The following is an 18,355-nucleotide window of genomic DNA, read 5'->3' on the forward strand; positions in this document are numbered from 1 at the left end:
CGCTGAGCGAAAGAGCGGCCAAGCGGGCAGGCGGCAACGCCACCGATCAGCGGTGCGCCCGCCCCTACACTGCCCCGATGCAGAAGTTTCTTGTGGGCGGCGCCATCCGCGATGCGCTGTTGGGGCGGCCCGGCAGCGACCGCGACTGGGTGGTGGTCGGCGCGACCCCGCAGCAGATGCTGGACGCCGGCTACTTGCCGGTGGGCCGCGACTTCCCGGTCTTCCTCCATCCCGACACGCGCGAGGAATACGCCCTCGCCCGCACCGAGCGAAAGAGCGGTCCGGGCTACCGCGGCTTCGTGGTCCATGCCGCGCCCGAGGTCACGCTGGATGAGGACCTGGCCCGCCGCGACCTGACCATCAACGCCATCGCCCTGCCGGCCGACCTGGCCGACACCGAGCCGCTGCGCACCGACGCCCTCGTCGACCCCTTCCACGGCCAGCGCGACCTGCAGCAGAAGGTGCTGCGCCATGTGACCGACGCCTTCCGCGAGGACCCCGTGCGCATCCTGCGCCTGGCGCGCTTCGCCGCCAAGCTGCACGACTTCAGCGTGGCGCCCGAGACCCTGGCGCTGATGCGCGGCATGGTCGAGGCGGGCGAGGCCGATGCGCTGGTGCCCGAGCGCGTGTGGCAGGAACTGGCCCGCGGCCTGATGGAGCCGAAGCCTTCGCGCATGTTCGAGGTGCTGCGCGCCTGTGGCGCCCTGCGCGTGCTGTTGCCGGAAGTGGACCGCCTGTGGGGCGTGCCGCAGCGCGCCGAGCACCATCCAGAAGTCGACACCGGCGTGCACCTGATGATGGTGCTGGACATGAGCGCCCGCCTGCAGGCGCCACTGCCCGTGCGTTTCGCCTGCCTCACGCACGACCTGGGCAAGGGCACCACGCCCGCCGACGTGCTGCCGCGCCACATCGGCCACGAACAGCGCAGCGCGCGCATCTTGGCCGGCCTGTGCGAGCGCTGGCGCGTGCCCACCGAGGTACGCGAGCTGGCCGACGTGGTGGCACGCGAGCACGGCAACATCCACCGCAGCGATGAACTGGGCCCGGCCGCCCTTCTGCGCCTGCTGGAGCGCTGCGACGCCCTGCGCCGGCCCGAGCGCTTCGCGGATGCACTCCTCGCCTGCGAATGCGACGCCCGCGGCCGCCTGGGCTTCGAGGAGCGGCCCTATGCGCCGCGCGAGCGCCTGCTGGCCGTGCTGGCCGCCGTGCAGGCCGTGGCCACCGAGCCCATCGCCCGAGAAGCCCTGGCCCGCGGCGCCAAGGGACCGCAGATCGGGCAGGCGATCCAGGCGGCGCGCGAAGCGGCGATTTCAGGGATGACGGGCTGATCCCGCGGGTGGACCGGCAACGTCGGGCATGGGGCGCAGCACAAGCTCCACGGCACTGTCCGCCACCGACACCCGCGGCGCTTCGGGATCCGCGTCCCAGCCGTTGATGCGGCGCACCTGCAGCACCCAGCGGCCGCCGCCGCGCAGATCGACGCGGGCCGTCACGGCATTGCCGTACTCACGGCAGCCCGCGCCGGCCGCTTCGTCGGCCAGCTTGAAGGGCAGGTCGCCCTTGCGCACGGGCACCGCCGACAGCAGCGTCAGGCAGGCCGCGCGGTTGACCCGGAGCTGCGATTCGCCGTCGATCCGCAGACCGACCACCGTGGCTGCGGCTTCGGCAATGAATCCGGCCCGGCCGACGAAGACGATCAGGCCGAGCAGGAGGCCCACGAAGACGGTGCTGACCAACGAGGCGCCCTTTCCCAATCCGGGCAGTGCATTGATCACGGTGAGCAGGCATGGCGCCGCCAACAGCGCGAGCCAGACTCCCCACTCTGGCACGTCGGGGTCCAGCACGCCGAGCTTCAGAAGCCCGATCAAGGCGCCAAGGGCGAGCGCACAGCCCCCCGTACCGCTCGCCAGCACACTCAGCGTAGCGCGCCACCATCTCGCCCTCCTTGCCCGAATCAGTCGAAAGAGCGCCCCAGCCACCACGGCGAGTGCGATGACCAAGCCTCCGATCCATCCCGAAGCGTCACGCGTGGTCCTCGCGACAATCCATATGGCGAATGCCAGAAACGCCACCAACTGTGTGAGCACGGCCTCCTTGAAGCCGAGACGCGGAAGTTCATACAGCGCGGTGATCCAGACCGGCGCCTGCAAAAGAATCCACAGGCTCACCAAGCCCAGCAGCACGACCAGCGCGACGGCCGCCCCGAAACCGATCGACACGCTCGCCTCCGGGCCATAGCCGATCAACATGCAGTAGCGGTGCACCACCGCAGCGCCCGCCATCACCGACAGCGCGCTCAGCGCCGCCATCGGCACTTCCTGGAGCGTGGCAAAGAGGTTGCGCGCGACCGGCCACCAGAACGACCGCGATGGCCCTTGAGTGCTGCGCTTTCGCGCAGCCATCCGCGCGGATGGCTTGATGGACATGGGGTGGCTTTCAGCAGTTCTCACAGACTCCCTCCTCCTTGACGGACTGGTATGACTGCGCCCATCGGCGCGAGCGCAGATCATCGTCCCTGCGCCCTCAGCACCGCGCGGCATTGGCCGACGCAGCCCCCGCCCTCTGGCTGCTAAGGTCCAGTCGATGCAAATGCCTTTCCTGCCAGGGCGCGACGCCGCCCTGTTCCTGGACTTCGACGGCACATTGGTCGGCATCGCGGAGACGCCCGAGGCCGTCAAGGTGCCCGACGGCCTGGTGCCGCTGCTGGCCCAGTTGCACGACGCCCTGGAGGGCGCCGTGGCCATCGTCTCCGGCCGGCCTGTCGATGTGCTCGACCGCTTCCTCGCCCCCCTGCGTCTGCCTACCGCCGGTGAGCACGGCGCGCATCGGCGCGATGCCGACGGGCACTTGATGGAGCGTGCGCCCACCGACCTGTCCGAAGTCATTGCCGCAGCCAACGCGCTGGCCAACCGCCATACCGGCCTGCTGGTCGAGCGCAAGCAGGCCGCCGTCGCGCTGCACTACCGCCTCGCACCCGAGCTCGAGCAACTCTGTCTGGACACCATGGCCGAGACGGTCGGCGACCGCCCGGAGTTCGAACTGCTGCACGGCAAATGCGTGGTGGAGATCAAGCCGGCCGGCACCAACAAGGGCACGGCCATCACGGCCTATCTGAAAGAAGCACCCTTCCTCGACCGCAAGCCCTTCTTCTTCGGCGACGACACCACCGATGAGAGCGGATTCGCCGTGGCACAGGCCCATGGCGGTCTGGGCATCAAGGTGGGGCCGGGCAGCACCCGCGCCACGGCGCGGGTCGATGGTCCGGCTGCCGTGTACGAATGGCTCAAGCAGGCGGCCGACGCGTTGGCCGGCCCAGGGACGGCGCCCCGCTGAAGCGCCGCACAACCGACGAGGAGAAGCAAAGAGACATGGCAAGACTGGTCGTGATTTCCAACCGGGTGGCAGACCCGCGCAAGGTGGCCGCAGGCGGCCTGGCAGTGGCCTTGGGCGAATCCCTGCAGCAGACGGGCGGCCTCTGGTTCGGCTGGAGCGGCACCATCGTCGAGGACGGGCCCACCGGCGAAGGCGAGCTGCACCGCCACCAGGCCGGCAAGGTGACGCTGGCCACGCTGGACCTGTGCCGCGAGGACCACGACGCCTACTACCTGGGCTACAGCAACAAGGTGCTCTGGCCCGTCTTCCACAACCGGCTGGACCTGGCGAATTTCGACGCCGGCTTCATCGGTGGCTACCGCCGCGTCAACCAGCTGTTCGCGCGCAAGCTGATGCCCCTGCTGCAGGAAGACGACATCCTGTGGGTGCACGACTACCACCTGATCCCACTGGCCGCCGAGCTGCGCGCCATGGGCTGCAAGCAGAAGATCGGCTTCTTCCTGCACATCCCGCTGCCGCCGCAGATCATCCTGGCGGCGATTCCGCAGCACGAGTGGCTGATGCGCTCGCTGTTCGCCTATGACGTGGTGGGCTTCCAGGCGCAGCAGGACGTGCAGCACTTCGAGCGCTACGTGAGCAACGAGGCGCATGGCGAGGCACTGGGCAACGACCAGTTCCGCGCCTGGGGCCAGACGGTGCGGGCGAGTGCCTTTCCCATCGGCATCGACGTGGACGAGTTCCTGGCGCTCACGCATGCCAAGGAAGCGCGCGACATGCACGAGACGGTGCGGCGCGAGTATTCGCAGCGCCGCCTGCTGCTGGGCATCGACCGGCTCGACTATTCCAAGGGCATTCCGCAGCGGGCGCGGGCCTTCCGCGAGCTGCTGGCACGCTATCCGGAGAACCACCGCAGCGCCACGCTGATCCAGATCGCCTCGCCCACGCGCGAGGACGTGGATGCCTATGGCGACATCCGCCGCGAGCTGGAGTCGCTGTGCGGCGCCATCAACGGCGACTACGGCGAGCTCGACTGGATGCCGGTGCGCTACATCCACCGCACGGTGGCCCGCAAGCGGGTCCCGGGCCTGTGCCGCGCGGCGGCCGTGGGCCTGGTGACGCCGCTGCGCGATGGCATGAACCTGGTGGCCAAGGAGTACATCGCCGCGCAGGATCCGGCCGATCCGGGGGTGCTCGTGCTCTCGCGCTTCGCGGGTGCCGCGGAGCAGCTGAAGGAAGCGTTGCTGGTCAATCCCTACGACACCCACGGCACGGCCGAGACCATCCAGCAGGCCCTGCACATGCCGCTGGAAGAGCGCCGGGCCCGCCACCAGAAGCTGCTGTCGCGCATCCGCGAGCAGGACGTGCACTGGTGGCGCCGGACCTTCCTGGACGCGCTGCGCGACGCGCCGGGCGTGGACTGACCGCGCCGCGCAGAGTGCTCAGCGGCTGCGGGCCGCGTCGTCCTCGGCCAGGGCCTGGCCGACCAGGCCGGCCAGCCAGTCCATGAAGACCTGCAACCGGCGCGGCACCTGCCGCCGGTGCGCATAGAGCAGCGTGATCGGCAGCGGTGGCGCGCGCCATTCGGGCAGCACCTCCACCAGTTCTCCGCGCGCCAGCGCCTCCCGGTGGCCCAACACGGGCGCCTGGATCAGCCCCAGGCCGGCGCGGCAGGCGGCCTCGTAGGCCAGCGTGTTGTTCACCGTGATCACCGCCGGCATCTCGAAGCTGCGCGGCTCACCGCCCTCCTCGTACTCCCACAAGGCCGGCCAGCCCGCCAGGCGCGATGAATAGCGCACCAGCTGGTGGCCCTGGCGCAGCTCGTCCAGGTTGCGCGGGTGGCCGTGCTTCGCCAGGTAGGCGGGCGAGGCCAGGTTGGCCTGCACCATCTGCCCGACCGGCCGCGCCACCAGGCCCGACTCCTGCAGCACCCCGACGCGCAGCACGCAGTCGAAGCCGTCGTGCACCAGGTCCACCCGGCGGTCGGTGCTGCCCAGATCCACTTCCAGCAAGGGATGGTCGGCCAGGAAGGCGGGCAGGTTCGGCAGCACCACGCGGGCGCCCAGTTGCAGCGGCACATCGGCACGGATGCGCCCACGCAACGATCCCGGCTGGCGGCTGAACAGTGATTGCAGGTCCTCCGCCTCCGCCAGCAGCGCCTGCGCCCGCTCCACGAAGGCCTCGCCATCGGGCGTGACCCGCACGGTGCGGGTCGTGCGCTGCAGCAGCCGGGTGCCCACCGTCGCCTCCAGCTGCTGCACGACGGCCGACACGCGGGCCCGTGTCAGGCCCAGCCGCTCGGCGGCGCGGGTGAAGCTGGCCAGCTCGGCCACCTGGACATACACACGCAAGGAATCGAGGTCCATTGGTCACTCAGAAAAGACAGTGAATTCATTTTCTACGGCTTTTTCTGGAGATTGCATCTTCTTAAAGTACCAGTCATCCCATCCACCTCTCCCCACAAGGAAGCAGCCATGACCGACACCGCCACCACTTCGACGCCCCGCATCGCCCTCATCACCGGCGGCAGCCGCGGCCTGGGCAAGAGCGCCGCCCTGCACCTCGCCCGCGACGGCGTGGACCTGCTGATCACCTACCGCAACCGCGCCGACGAGGCCGAGGCCGTGGTGCGCGAGGTGCAGGCCCTGGGCCGGCGCGCCGTGGCCCTGCCCCTGGACGTGTCGCGGGCCGACACCTTCGCCGGCTTTGCCGCCGCCGTGCGCGAGGGGCTCGCCGCCACCTGGGGCCGCACGCAATTCGACATCCTGCTCAACAACGCCGGCATGGGCATCCACGCCAGCTTCGAGGCCACCACCGAGACGCAGTTCGACGAGCTGATGGCCACGCACCTGAGGGGCCCCTTCTTCCTCACACAGGCGCTGCTGCCGCTGCTGGCCGACGGGGGCAATGTGCTGAACGTGTCCTCGGGCCTGGCGCGCTTCTCGCTGCCCGGCTATGCGGCCTACGCCACCATGAAGGGCGGCATCGAGGTGCTGACGCGCTACCTGGCCAAGGAACTGGGCCCGCGCCGCATCGCCGTGAACGTGATCGCCCCCGGCGCCATCGAGACCGACTTCGGCGGCGGCGTGGTGCGCGACAACGCGCAGATGAACGCCGCCATCGCCGCGCAGACCGCGCAGGGCCGCGTCGGCCTGCCCGACGACATCGGCGGTGCCGTGGCCGCGCTGCTGCGGCCGGGCAACCACTGGATGACGGCGCAGCGCGTCGAGGTGTCGGGCGGGATGTTCATCTGAGCGCAGTCGGCCCACTGACCCTGCCGACGCGCGCCAGTCGCGCCAGGGCCGTCCGCCAGAGCGCCTGCAAGCCGGCCGCCAGCGCGGAGGTCGGCGCCGTTGGCGTGAGCCGGGCGACCCGCGCGGGCGCATCGTCCAGCGCCAGCACCTGAACCCAGCCCTCGGCATCGACCTGATGGGCTTGGCCAGCGTCCAGATGCTGGGACACGGCCAGCATCTGCTCCGCCACCCAGCGCGGCGCCTCCACCACCCGCACATGGCCTTCGACGGCGAAGAGCAGGGTGCCGCGGCTCACCGGCAGCAGCAGGCATTCGCCAGGGGCGATGCAGGCCGGATCGGCAGCACGGGAAAGGGCGGCATGGCGGGCGGTCATGGAAGCTCCTTGAACAGGGCGTGGAAGTGGCCTCCAGCGTAGGCCTGACGCTGCCAGCAAAACAGGCACACCCGGCGCGGACATCGACCGCAACAGCGGCGCCGAAAGGCGTTCTGTTATGGTCGATTCGCCGCCCAACTGCATCTGTTCCGATGCACCCGGCCGGCGCACCATCGCAGCCATGTCCCCCCTGCCCCGCTACCGCCAGCTGGCCCAGCATTACACCCAGGCCATCCGCGCCGGCACGCTGCAGCCCGGCGAGCGCCTGCCCTCGCTGCGCGAGCTGATGAAGCTGCATGGCGTGAGCCTGTCCACCGCCTTGCAGGTCTGCCGCACCCTCGAAGGCGATGGCTTCGCCGAGGCGCGCGAGCGCTCGGGCTACTTCGTGCGCCAGCCGCGCCGCCTGGCCATGGTGCCCATGGACGAGCCCGCCGCCGACCGGCCGCCCGATCCGGCGCAGTTCGTCGGCATCCACCAGACGGTGTCGGACTTCGTCACCCGCCGCCGCTGGGGCGAGGTGCACCTGGACCTGTCCTCCGCCCGCGCCTCGCCCGAGTTCTACCCGGCCGAGGCCCTGCGCACGGCCATGATGCGCAGCCTGCGCCAGCGGCCGCAGTTGCTCACGCAGGCATCGCCCTCGCGCAGCCGCACACCTTTCCGCGAGGCGGTGGCGCGGCGGGCGCTACGCGCCGGCATGCACCTCGCGCCCGAGGACGTGCTGCCCACCAACGGCTGCATCGAGGCGCTGAACCTGGCGCTGCGCGCGGTCGCCCAGCCCGGCGACACGGTGGCCGTCGAATCGCCCACCTTCTACGGCCTGCTGCAGGCGCTCGAAAGCCTGGGCATGCGCGCACTGGAGATTCCCACCAGCCCGCAGACCGGCCTGTCGCTGGACGCGCTGGAGCTCGCCCTGCGCACCTACGAAGGCATCAAGGCCGTCGCGGTGGTGCCGCACCTGCAGAACCCGCTGGGCAGCGTCATGCCCGACACCCACAAGCAGCGGCTGGTGCAGTTGTGCCGCGCGCACGGCACCGCGCTGATCGAGGACGACACCTACACCGAGCTGCTGGACATGGACGCCGTCCCGCGTGCCGTCCAGTCCTTCGACACCGACGGCGGCGTGATCCATTGCGCCTCGCTGCACAAGGTGCTGGCGCCCGGGCTGCGGCTGGGCTGGATCCACGCCGGCCGCTGGCATGCGCGGGTGGAGATGCTCAAGTTCGCCCAGACGCGGATGAACGAGGAGCTGTCGCAATGGGCCGTGGGCGAGTTCATGGCCACGAGCGCCTACGACCGCCACCTGCGCCGCCTGCGCGAGACGCTGCGGCTGCAGCGCGAGCGCACGGCCGATGCCATCGCCGCGCACTTCCCGGCCGGCACGCGCATCAACCTGCCGCCCGGCGGGCTTCAGCTGTGGGTGGAGCTGCCGGCTGGCACGCAGGCCCAGGCGCTGTTCGATGCGGCGCTGGAAGAGCACATCCTCGTTGCGCCGGGCACGCTGTTCTCCAACAGCGCGCGCTGCGACGGATTTGTGCGCATCAACTGCGGCCTGCCCTGGTCACCGGCGCTGGCGGCAGGCTTGAAGCGGCTGGGGGAGTTGGCCGTCCAGGTGGCGAGGCCCGCGGTGCGCCGGGCGGCCTGAGCGGCCAGCCCCGACGCGCCGCTGTTCTCTTGCGCTGACGCTTCGCCGGACGTCAGCGGGTCAGTCGACCAGCGCCAGCGCGGCGTAGTCCCCGACCTTGTCGCCCAGGCCCGCTGCGACCAATTCCACACCCTCGGTGAGCGAGGGCAGGCGCCCCTCCAGTTGCGACTGCAGCCGCGGGAGCAGGAAGTCGCGGTTGTGCCAGAAGACGCTGCCACCCAGGCTGATGCGCGACAGGTCCAGCGCGGCCACCAGGTTGTAGAGCAGGCGGCCCATCACGCGGCACAGCGCGTCCACCGTGGCCAGGGCCTTTGCATCGCCCTGCTGTGCGGCACCGAAGAGTTCGGCCGCATCCACCCCGAAACGCCGGGCGATGGCGTTGCCCGCCACCAGCGACTCCACGTCGCCGCGGTTGCCGCAGCCGCACAACGCCTCGTTGTCGTCATCGCTGACGAACAGGTGGCCGGCGTGGCCCGCGTTGCCGTTCTTGCCACGCAGCGTGCGCCCGTCCACGCACAGGCCGACGCCCACGCCGGTACTCCAGGTGACGTAGGCGCAATGGTCCTGGCCCTGCAGCGCGCCCCAGCGGCGCTCGGCCTCCAGCGCGGCGACGGCGTCGTTCTCCACCCGCACGCGGCCGAAGCGGGCGGCCAGCGGCGCCTCGATGGGCGCGAAGGTCCAGTCGTTGGGCAGGCCCCGGTCCGGGCCCGCCAGGCCGCCGCAGATGTTGGGCGTGGCCAGGGCGATGGCGCCCTCGCGCAGCACGAAAGGGCCGGCCGACGACACGCCCACCTGGTCCACCGCCGACACCGGCACGCCGGCCTCGGCACAGGCCGCCTCGATGAGCTGCATCACCTGCCGGGCCACCGCCTCGTTGTCGCCGGTCTTGGCGGTGGGCGCGTTCTGCCGGGCAATCAGGTCGGTACTGCCAGCTTTGGCCAGGCTCACCGCCACCTTGGTGCCGCCGATGTCGACGCAGGCTTTCATGCGCGGGTTTCCTTGGATCGTTGAAAGAGAAGAGGAAGCTCAGAGTAAGCGCGCCACGCCGGCCGCGATCATGCTCAGCACCACGGTGCTGGCGATGGGCACTTGCCACACGCGGCCGAAGAGCTTGAATTGGAAGTCGCCCGGCAGCCGGCCGAAGCCGAGCTTGCGCAGCCAGCCCGTGAGGCCCTGCAGCAGCAGCAGGGCCAGCATGGTGACAAGCAGCCAGCGCAGCATGAGCGACGGGGTTGCGGCTCGCTCAGCCAGCCAGGGCCGCGAGGGCCTGTCGGTGCAGCTCGGGCGTGGCGGCGGCGACCACGCGGCCGTCGGAATGCAGGCCCAGCGGCTGGCCGGCCCAGTCGGTGATCACGCCGCCCGCTGCCTCCACCAGGCCGGCGGGGCCCAGGTAGTCGTAGGGCTGCAGGCCGGCCTCGACCACCAGGTCGATGGTGCCGCCGGCCAGTTGGGCATAGCTGTAGCAGTCGCCGCCGAAGCGGCGCATGGCGCACTGGCGGCTCAGGCGGTCGAAGGCCGTCCATTCGTCGGCCGAGAAGATGTCGGGCGAGGTGGTGAAGATGCGCGCCTCGGACAGCTGCGTGCATTCGCGCACGCGCACCGGTTGGCCGTTGCGCATGGCCACGCCGTCCTGACCCACCCAGCGCTCGCCGAGCACCGGCATGTCGACCAGGCCGAGCACCACGCGCCCGCCCTCCATGGCGCCGATCAGCGTGCCCCACAGGGGGGAGCCGGTGATGAAGCTGCGCGTGCCGTCGATGGGGTCGAGCACCCACACGCGGGCCGCGTCCAGGTTCTGCTGGCCATGCTCCTCGCCATAGATGCCGTCCTGCGGCAGGGCCTGTCCCAGGATGTCGCGCATGGCCTGCTCGGCCGCGCGGTCGGCCAGCGTAACCGGGCTTTCGTCGGCCTTGGTGATGATGTCCAGCGGCTGGCGGAAATGCGCCATCGACTGGGCGGCGGCGGCATCGGCCAGGGCGTGGGCGGTACGGAGCAGGTCGTTCATGGGCGGGCGGGGATGGCGCGATGCGGTCGGTGAAATCAAAGGAATCAGAGCGTGTGGCTGCGGTCGCCCTGGCGGAAGCCGATGGCGTCCCACGGCTCGCCAGCGGCGAAGGCGAGCACCTTGAACAGCTCGCCCATCTCGTGCTCGTGGATCAGGCGGGCCGCCAGGGCCCGTTCCGCCAGCGGGGCGGCCATCATGCGCTCGGCCAGGCCGCAGTCGAGCAGAAAGCGCGCCTGGCTGGTGTAGCCCAGCACTTCCAGGCCGGCGTCCTGGCCGGCCAGCGCGACGCCGGTGAAGTCGACGTGGGCGGTGATGTCCTTGTCGCCCACGGCCACGAGGGGGTTGTCGTCGGAGCGGTGGGCCTGGTGGCACATCAGCGTGCCCATGTGGCGCTGCGGGTGGTAGTACTCGACCTCGGGAAAGCCATAGTCCAGGAAGTAGGCGGCGCCGCGCTTCAGGCGCTCGGCCAGCGTGGCGATGAAGGCGCGGGCCTGGGGATGCACCTCGGTCAGGTAGTCCTGAGGGCCGTCGGGCTCGACGGGCGGGCGCAGCCCGGTCGGTCGGTCGTCCCAGCCGAAGCGGCCATCGGTCTGCACGACGACGCCGCGCTCCAGCCACTCGCCGGCGCGCCGCACCAGCAGTTGGACCGGCATGGCGTCCAGCACCTCGTTGCCGACCACCACGCCTTCGATGCCGTCGGGCAGCGCATCGACCCAGCGCACGCGGCCGGCCCAGGGCGCGAGACGCTCCTGCTGGCGCGCGCGCAGGGCGCCGGAGAGGTCGACGATGGTGTAGCGCGCGACGCGCTCGCCCAGGCTTTCCAGCAGCTGCGCGGCCAGGGCGCCGCTGCCGGCACCGAATTCCCAGACCTCGTCGGTACCCGTGTGCTCGAAGGCATCGGCCACGGCCACGGCCAGGCTCTGACCGAACAGCGAAGACAGCTCGGGCGCGGTCACGAAGTCGCTGCCCGACTGCGGCAGGTGGCCGAACTTGCGGCTGCCGTGCGCGTAATAGCCCAGCCCCGGCGCGTAGAGGGCCAGCGCCATGAAGCGGTCGAACGGCAGCCAGCCACCGTCCCGCTCGATGGCGCGCCTCACCAGCGCTGCACAGGCAGAAGAGGCGGTCGGTACACTGGGCGGGGTCGTCGGGGTGCTCACGGCACCCATTCTCCCTGCAACCTCCGGGTGGCCCGGCGCCTGGGGTCCTTGCCCTTTGGCGGCATGCCCGGCCGACCGACCGATGCCCCCCACCGATCACCCATCCATGAGTGCCCTTCCCTCCGCCAGTGAACCGCGTACCGTGCTGGTGACCGGCGCCGGCCGCCGGCTCGGCCGCGAGATCGCCCTGGCCCTGGCGGCGGGCGGCTGGCAGGTCGCGGTGCACTACCGCAGCTCGCGCGACGAAGCCCAGGCCACCGCCGCCGACTGCGCCCGGCTTTCCGGCCGCGCCGCGATCATCAGCGCCGAGCTGGAGGACGAGGCCGCCGTCCGCGCGATGGTGCCGCAGGTGGTGGCCGAGTTCGGCCGGCTCGACGCCGTGGTGCACAGCGCCTCGCGGTTCGAGCACGACGATGCCGCCAGCTTTGGCTATGCCGCCATGGAGGCCCATCTGCGCAGCAACACCGGTGCCGCCATCGTGCTGGCCCAGGCGCTGCGCCAGCATCTGGACGAACGCGACGGCCAAGGCGCCGTGGTCCATCTGCTGGACCAGAAGCTGTGGAACCCGAATCCCGACTTCCTGAGTTACACGTTGTCGAAGGCCGCGCTGGAAGCCGCCACGCCGCTGCTGGCGTTGGCCCTGGCACCGCGCGTGCGCGTGGTGGGCGTGGCCCCGGGTCTCACGCTGACCAGCCACATGCTGAGCGACGAGCGCTTCCAGCAGTTGCATCGCCTGTCGCCGCTGGGCCGCTCCTCCACGCCGCAGGACGTGGCGGCCACGGTGCGCTTCGCGCTCGAGAACAACTCGATGACCGGCACCACGCTGCTGGTCGACGGCGGCCAACATCTCATGCGCTTCGACCGCGACTTTTCATTGATGTGAAACACCCCCAGGCTCCGCGCTTCGCGCTGCGCCTCCCCCTCCAGGGGGCGCATCCAGCGGCCCGGCAAAGCCGGTTCCGCGGATGCCCACGCGTGGCCTGCTCCGCGGCCCTCTGCATCCCGCAGGCGCATCGGCCGCCGACTCTCTTCACGACATGCCATGAATGTCCAGCCTACTTCTCCCCTCCACGGCCAGCAACGCCTGACGCTCACGGGCCTGCGCTTCGATGCCAACCTGGGCATCCTCGACAGCGAGAAGACGGCGCCGCAGCCGATCCGCGTCGATGCCGAACTCAACCTGGGTCCGCAGCCGCTGGCACCGCAGGACGACGACATCTTCCATGTGCTCGACTACCGCAAGGTGCGCAAGATCATCATCGACGAGTGCACCGCGCACCATGTGAACCTGCTGGAAAGCCTGATCGGCCAGGTGGCCGGCCGGCTGATGCAGCTGCCCGGCGTGCTGGGCGTGCGGGTGAAGATCGCCAAGCTGGAAATCTTCGACGACTGCGAAGTCGCGATCCAAGTCGAGACCGGCCAGTGGTGAGCGCAGGCGAGGCCCATCGAGTCGGATTGCATCGCGCTCATTCGGGTTGGATCCCGGCACGCTTGGCGAGCGTGCCGTAGAGGCCGATGTCCCGGTGGAGGAGTCCCGCCAGCTGACGCGGCTCGCCGCCCACCGGCACCAGACCCTGCTGCGCCAGCACCTGGCGCATGCCCGGATCGTCGAGCGCCGCACGCACGTTGGCATTCACGGTCCCGATGACGGCGTCCGTGGTTCCGCGCGGCGCAAAGAGGCCGTACCACAGCGTCATCTCCAGGCCGGCCAGACCGCTCTCGGCAAAGGTGGGAACGTTCGGGAAATCAGCGCTGCGGCGCTTGGCCGCGAACGCCAGGGCCCTCAGGCGACCCACCTGCAGCTGGGGCCCGACGCTGGGCGCCGAGCCGATCAGGAACTGCACGTCTCCCGCCATCAGTGCGGTGACGGCCTCTCCTGCGCCTTTGTAGGGAATGTGGACGGCCTGCACGCCAGCGACATTGAGGAAGTTCTCGGCGGCCAGGTGAAAGGCATTGCCCACACCCGGAGAGGCATAGGCCAGCTTGGCGCCCGGCCGTTTGGCCGCCGCGATGAAGTCGGCCAGCGTCCTGGCAGGGTTGGCCGCATTGACGACGAGCAGCATGCCCTCGGCCGCACAGACCTCCACCACCGGGCGCAGGTCGCGCTCCGTATCGAAGGGAAGCTTCTTGTAGATGCTGGGATTGATGGCCAGGGAAGGACCATGCAGGAGCAAGGTATGGCCATCCGGCGGCGCCTTGGCCACGATGTCCGCGCCGATGTTGCCGTTGGCACCCGCGCGGTTCTCGACGATGAAGGTGTTTCCGGTGCGCTGGCCCAGCACATTGGCCAGCAGGCGGGCCACGATGTCGGGCGCACCGCCCGTGCCGAAGGGAACGATGATCCGCGTTACCCGGCTGTCGCGCTCCTGCGCCAGCACCGGCGGCACGCCACCCAGGCAGGCTGCGGCGGCCAGTGTGGCAAGGAAGGATTTTCTTGTGATTCCAGAGTCGGACATGGTGTCTCCAAGGTAGGGCCTGCGCTGTCTGGCCGGCCTCTTTCTGAGCCCGAGGGCTTCTGCTTCACGGTGACAGGAAGGCGTCCACCGTCTCGGTGAACGTCGCAGCCTGCTCGACATGACTCATGTGCGCGGCGTCGGCCATCAACCGCAACTCGGCATGCTGGATGCACGCGGCCAGCGCCTGCGAGACCGCCGGGCTGACCGCCATGTCCTGTTGACCTGCGATCACCAGCGTCGGCATCTCCAGCCGCCCCAGGGAGGCGATGTGGTCCAGCCCGCAGATGGCATGGACCGCCGTGGTGTATCCCGTCACGGAGGTGTCGGCGACCATGCGGCCGATCCAATCGGTGGTCGCGGGCGCACGGCCCAGGAAGTCCGGCGTGAACCACCGGTCCAGGGTCGGGCGGACCTGCTGCGCCATGCCGCCGGCCTGTGCGTCCGCCACCCGCTGCTGCCAGACGGCCCTCACCGGCGCCGGCGTCACCGCGCCGCAATGCGCGAGCACCAGTCGTCGGATGCGGGAGGGCGCCGCGAGCGCCATGGCCTGGGCCACCATGCCGCCGAACGACAGGCCTGCGAGGGAAAACTCCCGCAGCCCGAGGGGCTCGAGCGCGAGCAGGACCGCGGCCGCGTAGTCATGCAACGCCGCCCCGGGTGGCAGGGCCGCAGAGCGGCCATGGCCGGGCAGATCCGGAACGATGACGCGGAAGCGACGCGCCAGCACGGGAATCTGCAGGCGCCATGCCTCCGCGCGGGTCGCGATGGGATGCAGCAGGACGACGGCTGGCGCGGACTCGGCACCGAAGACGTCCAGGTGCAGCGGCCAGCTCATGCCGGAACTCCCAGCTGACCCGCAAGCCAGGCAACGATGGTGGGCAGGGTCTGCGGCGTCAGGCCCATGTGCCCGCCCGGAAACAGCCGCACATGCTTGGGATTGCCGTGTTCTGTCAGCAAGTGCAGATCGGCGATCGGGCACTGCTTGTCCTCGCGCCCGTTGACCAGCAGCAGCGGTGCGCTGCGGCGGTCGAGCAGTCCCTGGTCGAGCAGGGACAGGCGCTTGAAGAAGGCCAGGTATTCCTCGTCGTTGCGGGCACCCAGCATGCGGCAGCGTGTCTCCACCAGTCCCATCAGGTAGCTGTCGGGGTAGCGGGACGCGCCGATCCATTCAGGCTGGAACATGTAGTGCGCGCCACCGCCCCAGTTCACTGCGCCCCGCAGCCGGTCGGGGTAGAGCAGTGCAAGTTTGGTGGCCCAGTAGCCGCCGAACGAACGGCCCAGGCAGGCCAGGCGTTGGCCGTCGAGATCGGACTGCGTGTCGATCCAGTCGAACACCGTGGTGAACTGCCTTTCGGCGTCCTGCACACCCTTGACCGGGGACTCCCCCGTGCCCGCGTTGTCCATCGCGACCGTCGCGATGCCCAGCGCCAGCAGGGCATCGCAGGCCTGGGTCATCTGCTCCTTCCAGGCATCGACGCCGCCCCACATGACCACGACGGGAGGACGTTCGACATTCGCGGGCCTGCGCAGAAGGGCGGTGATCGAGTCCCCCTCGCCCTCCCGGCCAGCGAACGGAATGCGCACCACCTGCACCGGCAGCGTCCAGAGCCGGGCGGCTCTCAGGTAGGTTTCCCGCTCGCGTTCGGCGCAGCGCAGCTTGGCCGGATGATCCGGGCAGGGGAAGCGGCCCATGAAGTAGAGACCGCTCGCCTTCATGAACAGCTTGCAGGCCTCGTCCAGGGCGCCCGCCTGCTCGGCCTTTTCCGCGGAGGCGCTGCAGGCATCGCCTGCCTCGCGCCAATGCGCGGCCCACTGGGCGCCGTCGAGTCCCGGAAGGCGGTCGATCAGGTCGACGCCCTCGTCCGGATCCAGCGCGTTCATCGGGTGGGTGCGAGAGCGCAGCCTCGTCTTCATCCAGACACGCGCCTCGGCGAGCGTCTTGGGGCGTCCCTGGACATCGCCGTCCGGCGTCTGCTGGGCATCCTGCATGGGGTCTCCTGTTCAATCGGCGTTGTTCGCAACGGGACTGTGCCAGTGGGCGGGCATAAGCAAAAACTGTTCTTGTGGATTCAAACTATTTGCCTGACCTATAGTTTGCGGATGCGCATCAACCGGCTGGACCTCAATCTCCTCGCATGTCTGGACGCATTGCTGGCGCACCGCAACGTCAGCCGGGCGGCGAAGCAGATGCACCTGAGCCAGCCTGCGACCAGTGCCGCGCTGGCAAGGCTGCGGGACTACTTCCAGGACCCATTGCTGCTGCGGGAAGGGAGGCATTACGCGCTGACGCCGTTTGCGGAATCCCTGGTCGACCCTGTGCGGGACATCCTGTCGCGCGCCCAGGCGCTGACGCAGTTGCGGCCCGAGACGGACCCGCTGCGCATGGAGCGGAACATCACGATCGTGGCGTCGGACTATGTGTTCAGTACCGTCCTGGTGCCGCTGTTCCGGATGGCCGAGACGACCGCGCCACGGCTCACGTTCGCGGTCCGGCCGGTCTCGGGATACGACTCGCCCGAACTGGAGAACCAGCATGTCGACCTGGTGTTGCTGGGCGCCTCCGCCGTCGCCAGCCATCACCCCAGCGAGCTGCTGCTCTCGGACTCGTTCTGCTGCATCGCGTGGGCCGAGAACCCCCTGATCGGCCGGACCCTTTCGCTCAAGGCCTTCCAGAAGATGGGGCACGTCGTTCCGCTCCTCGGCGACGGCCGATTGCCGACCCTGGATCAGGTCGCTTATGAGATGCAGGGCGTCGTGCGGCGCATCGCGATGCGCGTCCCGACCTTTTCGGCCGTGGCGGATTGCGTGGTCGGGACTTCGCACATCGCCACCATTCCGAAATCCTTCGCCAAGGGCTTGTTGAAGACGCTGCCGCTGCGGCTGATGACCTGCCCGATCCACATCCCGCCCGTGCGCATCGCGATGCAGTGGCACCGGCACCAGGTGGACGACCCGGTGCTGCGCTGGGTGAGGCGCAACCTGCAGGATGTGGCGGTACAGCAGGGATTCCTCCGCCCGCACTCTCCGTCGTGAACATCGCTGGCGTGGTCGCGCAGAAATCGTCCGCGATAGTCAGCGCCCGAGGCATCCCTGCGCACCGCCGTTTCACGGCACCGAAGGCCCGCGCGGTCCATGAGGATGTGGCGTCCCGGGCAAAATCGCGCCCCATGAACGCCGTCTGGACCGAACCCGAAGCCCCTGCAGCCGCCGCCCCCAGCCACCAGGCGGCCGCGAAGATCGAGCGCGAGACGCACAAGCTCGAAAAGCGCCTGTGTCGCGAGGTCGGCCGCGCCATCACCGACTACAACATGATCGAAGAGGGCGACAAGGTCATGGTGTGCCTCTCGGGCGGCAAGGACAGCTACGGCATGCTGGACATCCTGCTCAAGCTCAAGGCCCGGGCGCCGGTCAACTTCGAGCTGATCGCCGTCAACCTCGACCAGAAGCAGCCCGGCTTTCCGGAAGACGTGCTGCCGGCCTATCTGAAGCAGGTGGGCGTGCCTTTCCACATCGAGGAGCAGGACACCTACAGCATCGTCAAGCGCGTGGTGCCCGAGGGCAAAACCACCTGCGGTCTGTGCTCGCGCCTGCGCCGGGGCATCCTCTACCGCGTGGCCGACGAGCTGGGCGCCACCAAGATCGCGCTGGGCCACCACCGCGACGACATCCTGGCGACCTTCTTCCTCAACATGTTCTTCGCCGCCAAGCTCAAGGCCATGCCGCCCAAGCTGGTGAGCGACGACGGCCGGCATGTGGTGATCCGCCCGCTGGCCTACGTGGCCGAGAAGGACCTCGTGCGCTGGGCCCAGCACCGCGGCTTCCCCATCATTCCCTGCAACCTCTGCGGCAGCCAGGAGAACCTGCAGCGCCAGGTGGTCGGCGACATGCTGCGCGACTGGGAACGCAAGCATCCCGGCAGGCTCGAGAACATGCTCCACAGCCTGCAGAACGTGGCGCCCTCGCACCTGCTGGACGGAACCCTGCACGACTTCAAGGGTCTGAAGCCGACCGGCGTGGCCAGCGAGGACGGCGACCGGGCCTTCGATCCGCCCGAACTGCCGCCCGTGCCCGCCATGCCCTCGGCGGTGCAGGTGTTCAGCCTCGGCTGACGCGCGCTTCCCGCCGACTTCCAGCCACG

Annotated in this window: 19 protein-coding genes; 9 read left to right on the top strand and 10 right to left on the bottom strand. The window is 69.9% G+C overall.

Annotated features, from left to right (window positions below; all coding sequences use genetic code 11):
- The first annotated feature begins 77 nt into the window (after positions 1-77).
- Positions 78-1,328: a multifunctional CCA addition/repair protein gene (locus KBC94_RS18550; RefSeq protein ID WP_294373308.1), complete on the top strand. Its 1,251-nt coding sequence runs from the start codon at positions 78-80 to the stop codon at positions 1,326-1,328.
- Here the strand turns inward: KBC94_RS18550 and KBC94_RS18555 are convergent.
- Positions 1,311-2,426 (bottom strand): hypothetical protein, encoded by a 1,116-nt coding sequence (locus tag KBC94_RS18555; RefSeq protein WP_294373310.1) that lies wholly within the window; start codon positions 2,424-2,426, stop codon positions 1,311-1,313. The genes KBC94_RS18550 and KBC94_RS18555 overlap by 18 nt on opposite strands.
- A 157-nt stretch (positions 2,427-2,583) precedes the next feature.
- On the opposite strand from KBC94_RS18555, the gene otsB reads away from it, so the two are divergent.
- On the top strand, positions 2,584-3,333 hold the full coding sequence (gene otsB / locus KBC94_RS18560) for a trehalose-phosphatase (protein ID WP_294373312.1): 750 nt from the start codon (positions 2,584-2,586) through the stop codon (positions 3,331-3,333).
- A 35-nt stretch (positions 3,334-3,368) separates the two neighbouring features.
- Positions 3,369-4,754 (top strand): alpha,alpha-trehalose-phosphate synthase (UDP-forming), encoded by a 1,386-nt coding sequence (gene otsA, locus KBC94_RS18565; RefSeq protein WP_294373314.1) that lies wholly within the window; start codon positions 3,369-3,371, stop codon positions 4,752-4,754.
- A gap of 18 nt (positions 4,755-4,772) precedes the next feature.
- On the opposite strand, the gene KBC94_RS18570 is transcribed toward otsA, so the two are convergent.
- Positions 4,773-5,696 (bottom strand): LysR family transcriptional regulator, encoded by a 924-nt coding sequence (locus tag KBC94_RS18570; protein ID WP_294373316.1) that lies wholly within the window; start codon positions 5,694-5,696, stop codon positions 4,773-4,775.
- Positions 5,697-5,804: 108 nt separating this feature from the next.
- On the opposite strand from KBC94_RS18570, the gene KBC94_RS18575 reads away from it, so the two are divergent.
- Positions 5,805-6,584: an SDR family oxidoreductase gene (locus KBC94_RS18575; RefSeq protein WP_294373318.1), complete on the top strand. Its 780-nt coding sequence runs from the start codon at positions 5,805-5,807 to the stop codon at positions 6,582-6,584.
- Here KBC94_RS18575 and KBC94_RS18580 read toward each other — a convergent pair.
- Positions 6,577-6,957 carry a hypothetical protein gene (locus tag KBC94_RS18580; protein WP_294373320.1) on the bottom strand — a complete coding sequence of 127 codons (381 nt, stop codon included), beginning with the start codon at positions 6,955-6,957 and terminating at the stop codon, positions 6,577-6,579. The two genes, KBC94_RS18575 and KBC94_RS18580, sit on opposite strands and share 8 nt — an antisense overlap.
- Positions 6,958-7,138: 181 nt before the next feature.
- Here KBC94_RS18580 and KBC94_RS18585 point away from each other — a divergent pair, with 181 nt between their 5' ends.
- Positions 7,139-8,599, top strand: a complete 1,461-nt coding sequence (locus tag KBC94_RS18585; RefSeq protein WP_294373322.1) for a PLP-dependent aminotransferase family protein — start codon at positions 7,139-7,141, stop codon at positions 8,597-8,599.
- 60 nt (positions 8,600-8,659) lie between these two features.
- Here the strand turns inward: KBC94_RS18585 and KBC94_RS18590 are convergent, their stop codons facing one another.
- From KBC94_RS18590 to KBC94_RS18605, 4 genes are read right to left on the bottom strand one after another with little or no spacing between them, the layout of a single operon-like run.
- Complete coding sequence (locus tag KBC94_RS18590) at positions 8,660-9,586, bottom strand: ROK family protein (protein ID WP_294373325.1); 927 nt, start codon at positions 9,584-9,586, stop codon at positions 8,660-8,662.
- Between the two features lie 39 nt (positions 9,587-9,625).
- Positions 9,626-9,820 (bottom strand): DUF2905 domain-containing protein, encoded by a 195-nt coding sequence (locus tag KBC94_RS18595; protein ID WP_294373327.1) that lies wholly within the window; start codon positions 9,818-9,820, stop codon positions 9,626-9,628.
- 22 nt (positions 9,821-9,842) lie between these two features.
- The gene (gene hisN / locus KBC94_RS18600) at positions 9,843-10,604 is read right to left on the bottom strand and encodes a histidinol-phosphatase (protein WP_294373330.1); all 762 of its coding nucleotides are present in this window, start codon (positions 10,602-10,604) and stop codon (positions 9,843-9,845) included.
- Between the two features lie 44 nt (positions 10,605-10,648).
- Positions 10,649-11,761: an SAM-dependent methyltransferase gene (locus tag KBC94_RS18605; protein ID WP_294373331.1), complete on the bottom strand. Its 1,113-nt coding sequence runs from the start codon at positions 11,759-11,761 to the stop codon at positions 10,649-10,651.
- A gap of 106 nt (positions 11,762-11,867) precedes the next feature.
- Here KBC94_RS18605 and KBC94_RS18610 point away from each other — a divergent pair, with 106 nt between their 5' ends.
- Entirely contained in the window at positions 11,868-12,644 is a 777-nt protein-coding gene (locus KBC94_RS18610; RefSeq protein ID WP_294373333.1) for an SDR family oxidoreductase, read from the top strand.
- Positions 12,645-12,803: 159 nt separating this feature from the next.
- Positions 12,804-13,190 (top strand): dihydroneopterin aldolase, encoded by a 387-nt coding sequence (locus KBC94_RS18615; RefSeq protein ID WP_294373335.1) that lies wholly within the window; start codon positions 12,804-12,806, stop codon positions 13,188-13,190.
- Positions 13,191-13,227: 37 nt separating this feature from the next.
- On the opposite strand, the gene KBC94_RS18620 is transcribed toward KBC94_RS18615, so the two are convergent.
- From KBC94_RS18620 to KBC94_RS18630, 3 genes are all read right to left on the bottom strand, one after another.
- On the bottom strand, positions 13,228-14,217 hold the full coding sequence (locus KBC94_RS18620; protein ID WP_294373337.1) for a tripartite tricarboxylate transporter substrate binding protein: 990 nt from the start codon (positions 14,215-14,217) through the stop codon (positions 13,228-13,230).
- A 64-nt stretch (positions 14,218-14,281) separates the two neighbouring features.
- Positions 14,282-15,052 (bottom strand): alpha/beta hydrolase, encoded by a 771-nt coding sequence (locus KBC94_RS18625; RefSeq protein ID WP_294373339.1) that lies wholly within the window; start codon positions 15,050-15,052, stop codon positions 14,282-14,284.
- A complete protein-coding gene (locus KBC94_RS18630; RefSeq protein WP_294373341.1) occupies positions 15,049-16,206 on the bottom strand; it encodes an alpha/beta fold hydrolase in 1,158 nt (385 codons plus the stop codon). Before KBC94_RS18630 ends, KBC94_RS18625 begins: the two co-directional genes overlap by 4 nt.
- 111 nt (positions 16,207-16,317) lie before the next feature.
- Here KBC94_RS18630 and KBC94_RS18635 point away from each other — a divergent pair, with 111 nt between their 5' ends.
- Both KBC94_RS18635 and ttcA read left to right on the top strand, forming a co-directional pair.
- A complete protein-coding gene (locus KBC94_RS18635; RefSeq protein WP_294373343.1) occupies positions 16,318-17,250 on the top strand; it encodes a LysR family transcriptional regulator in 933 nt (310 codons plus the stop codon).
- A gap of 134 nt (positions 17,251-17,384) precedes the next feature.
- A complete protein-coding gene (gene ttcA, locus KBC94_RS18640) occupies positions 17,385-18,326 on the top strand; it encodes a tRNA 2-thiocytidine(32) synthetase TtcA (protein ID WP_294373345.1) in 942 nt (313 codons plus the stop codon).
- Positions 18,327-18,355 lie beyond the last annotated feature (29 nt).

Source organism: Pseudacidovorax sp. (genome assembly GCF_017991995.1).
In the GTDB taxonomy this organism is placed as follows: domain Bacteria; phylum Pseudomonadota; class Gammaproteobacteria; order Burkholderiales; family Burkholderiaceae_C; genus Xenophilus.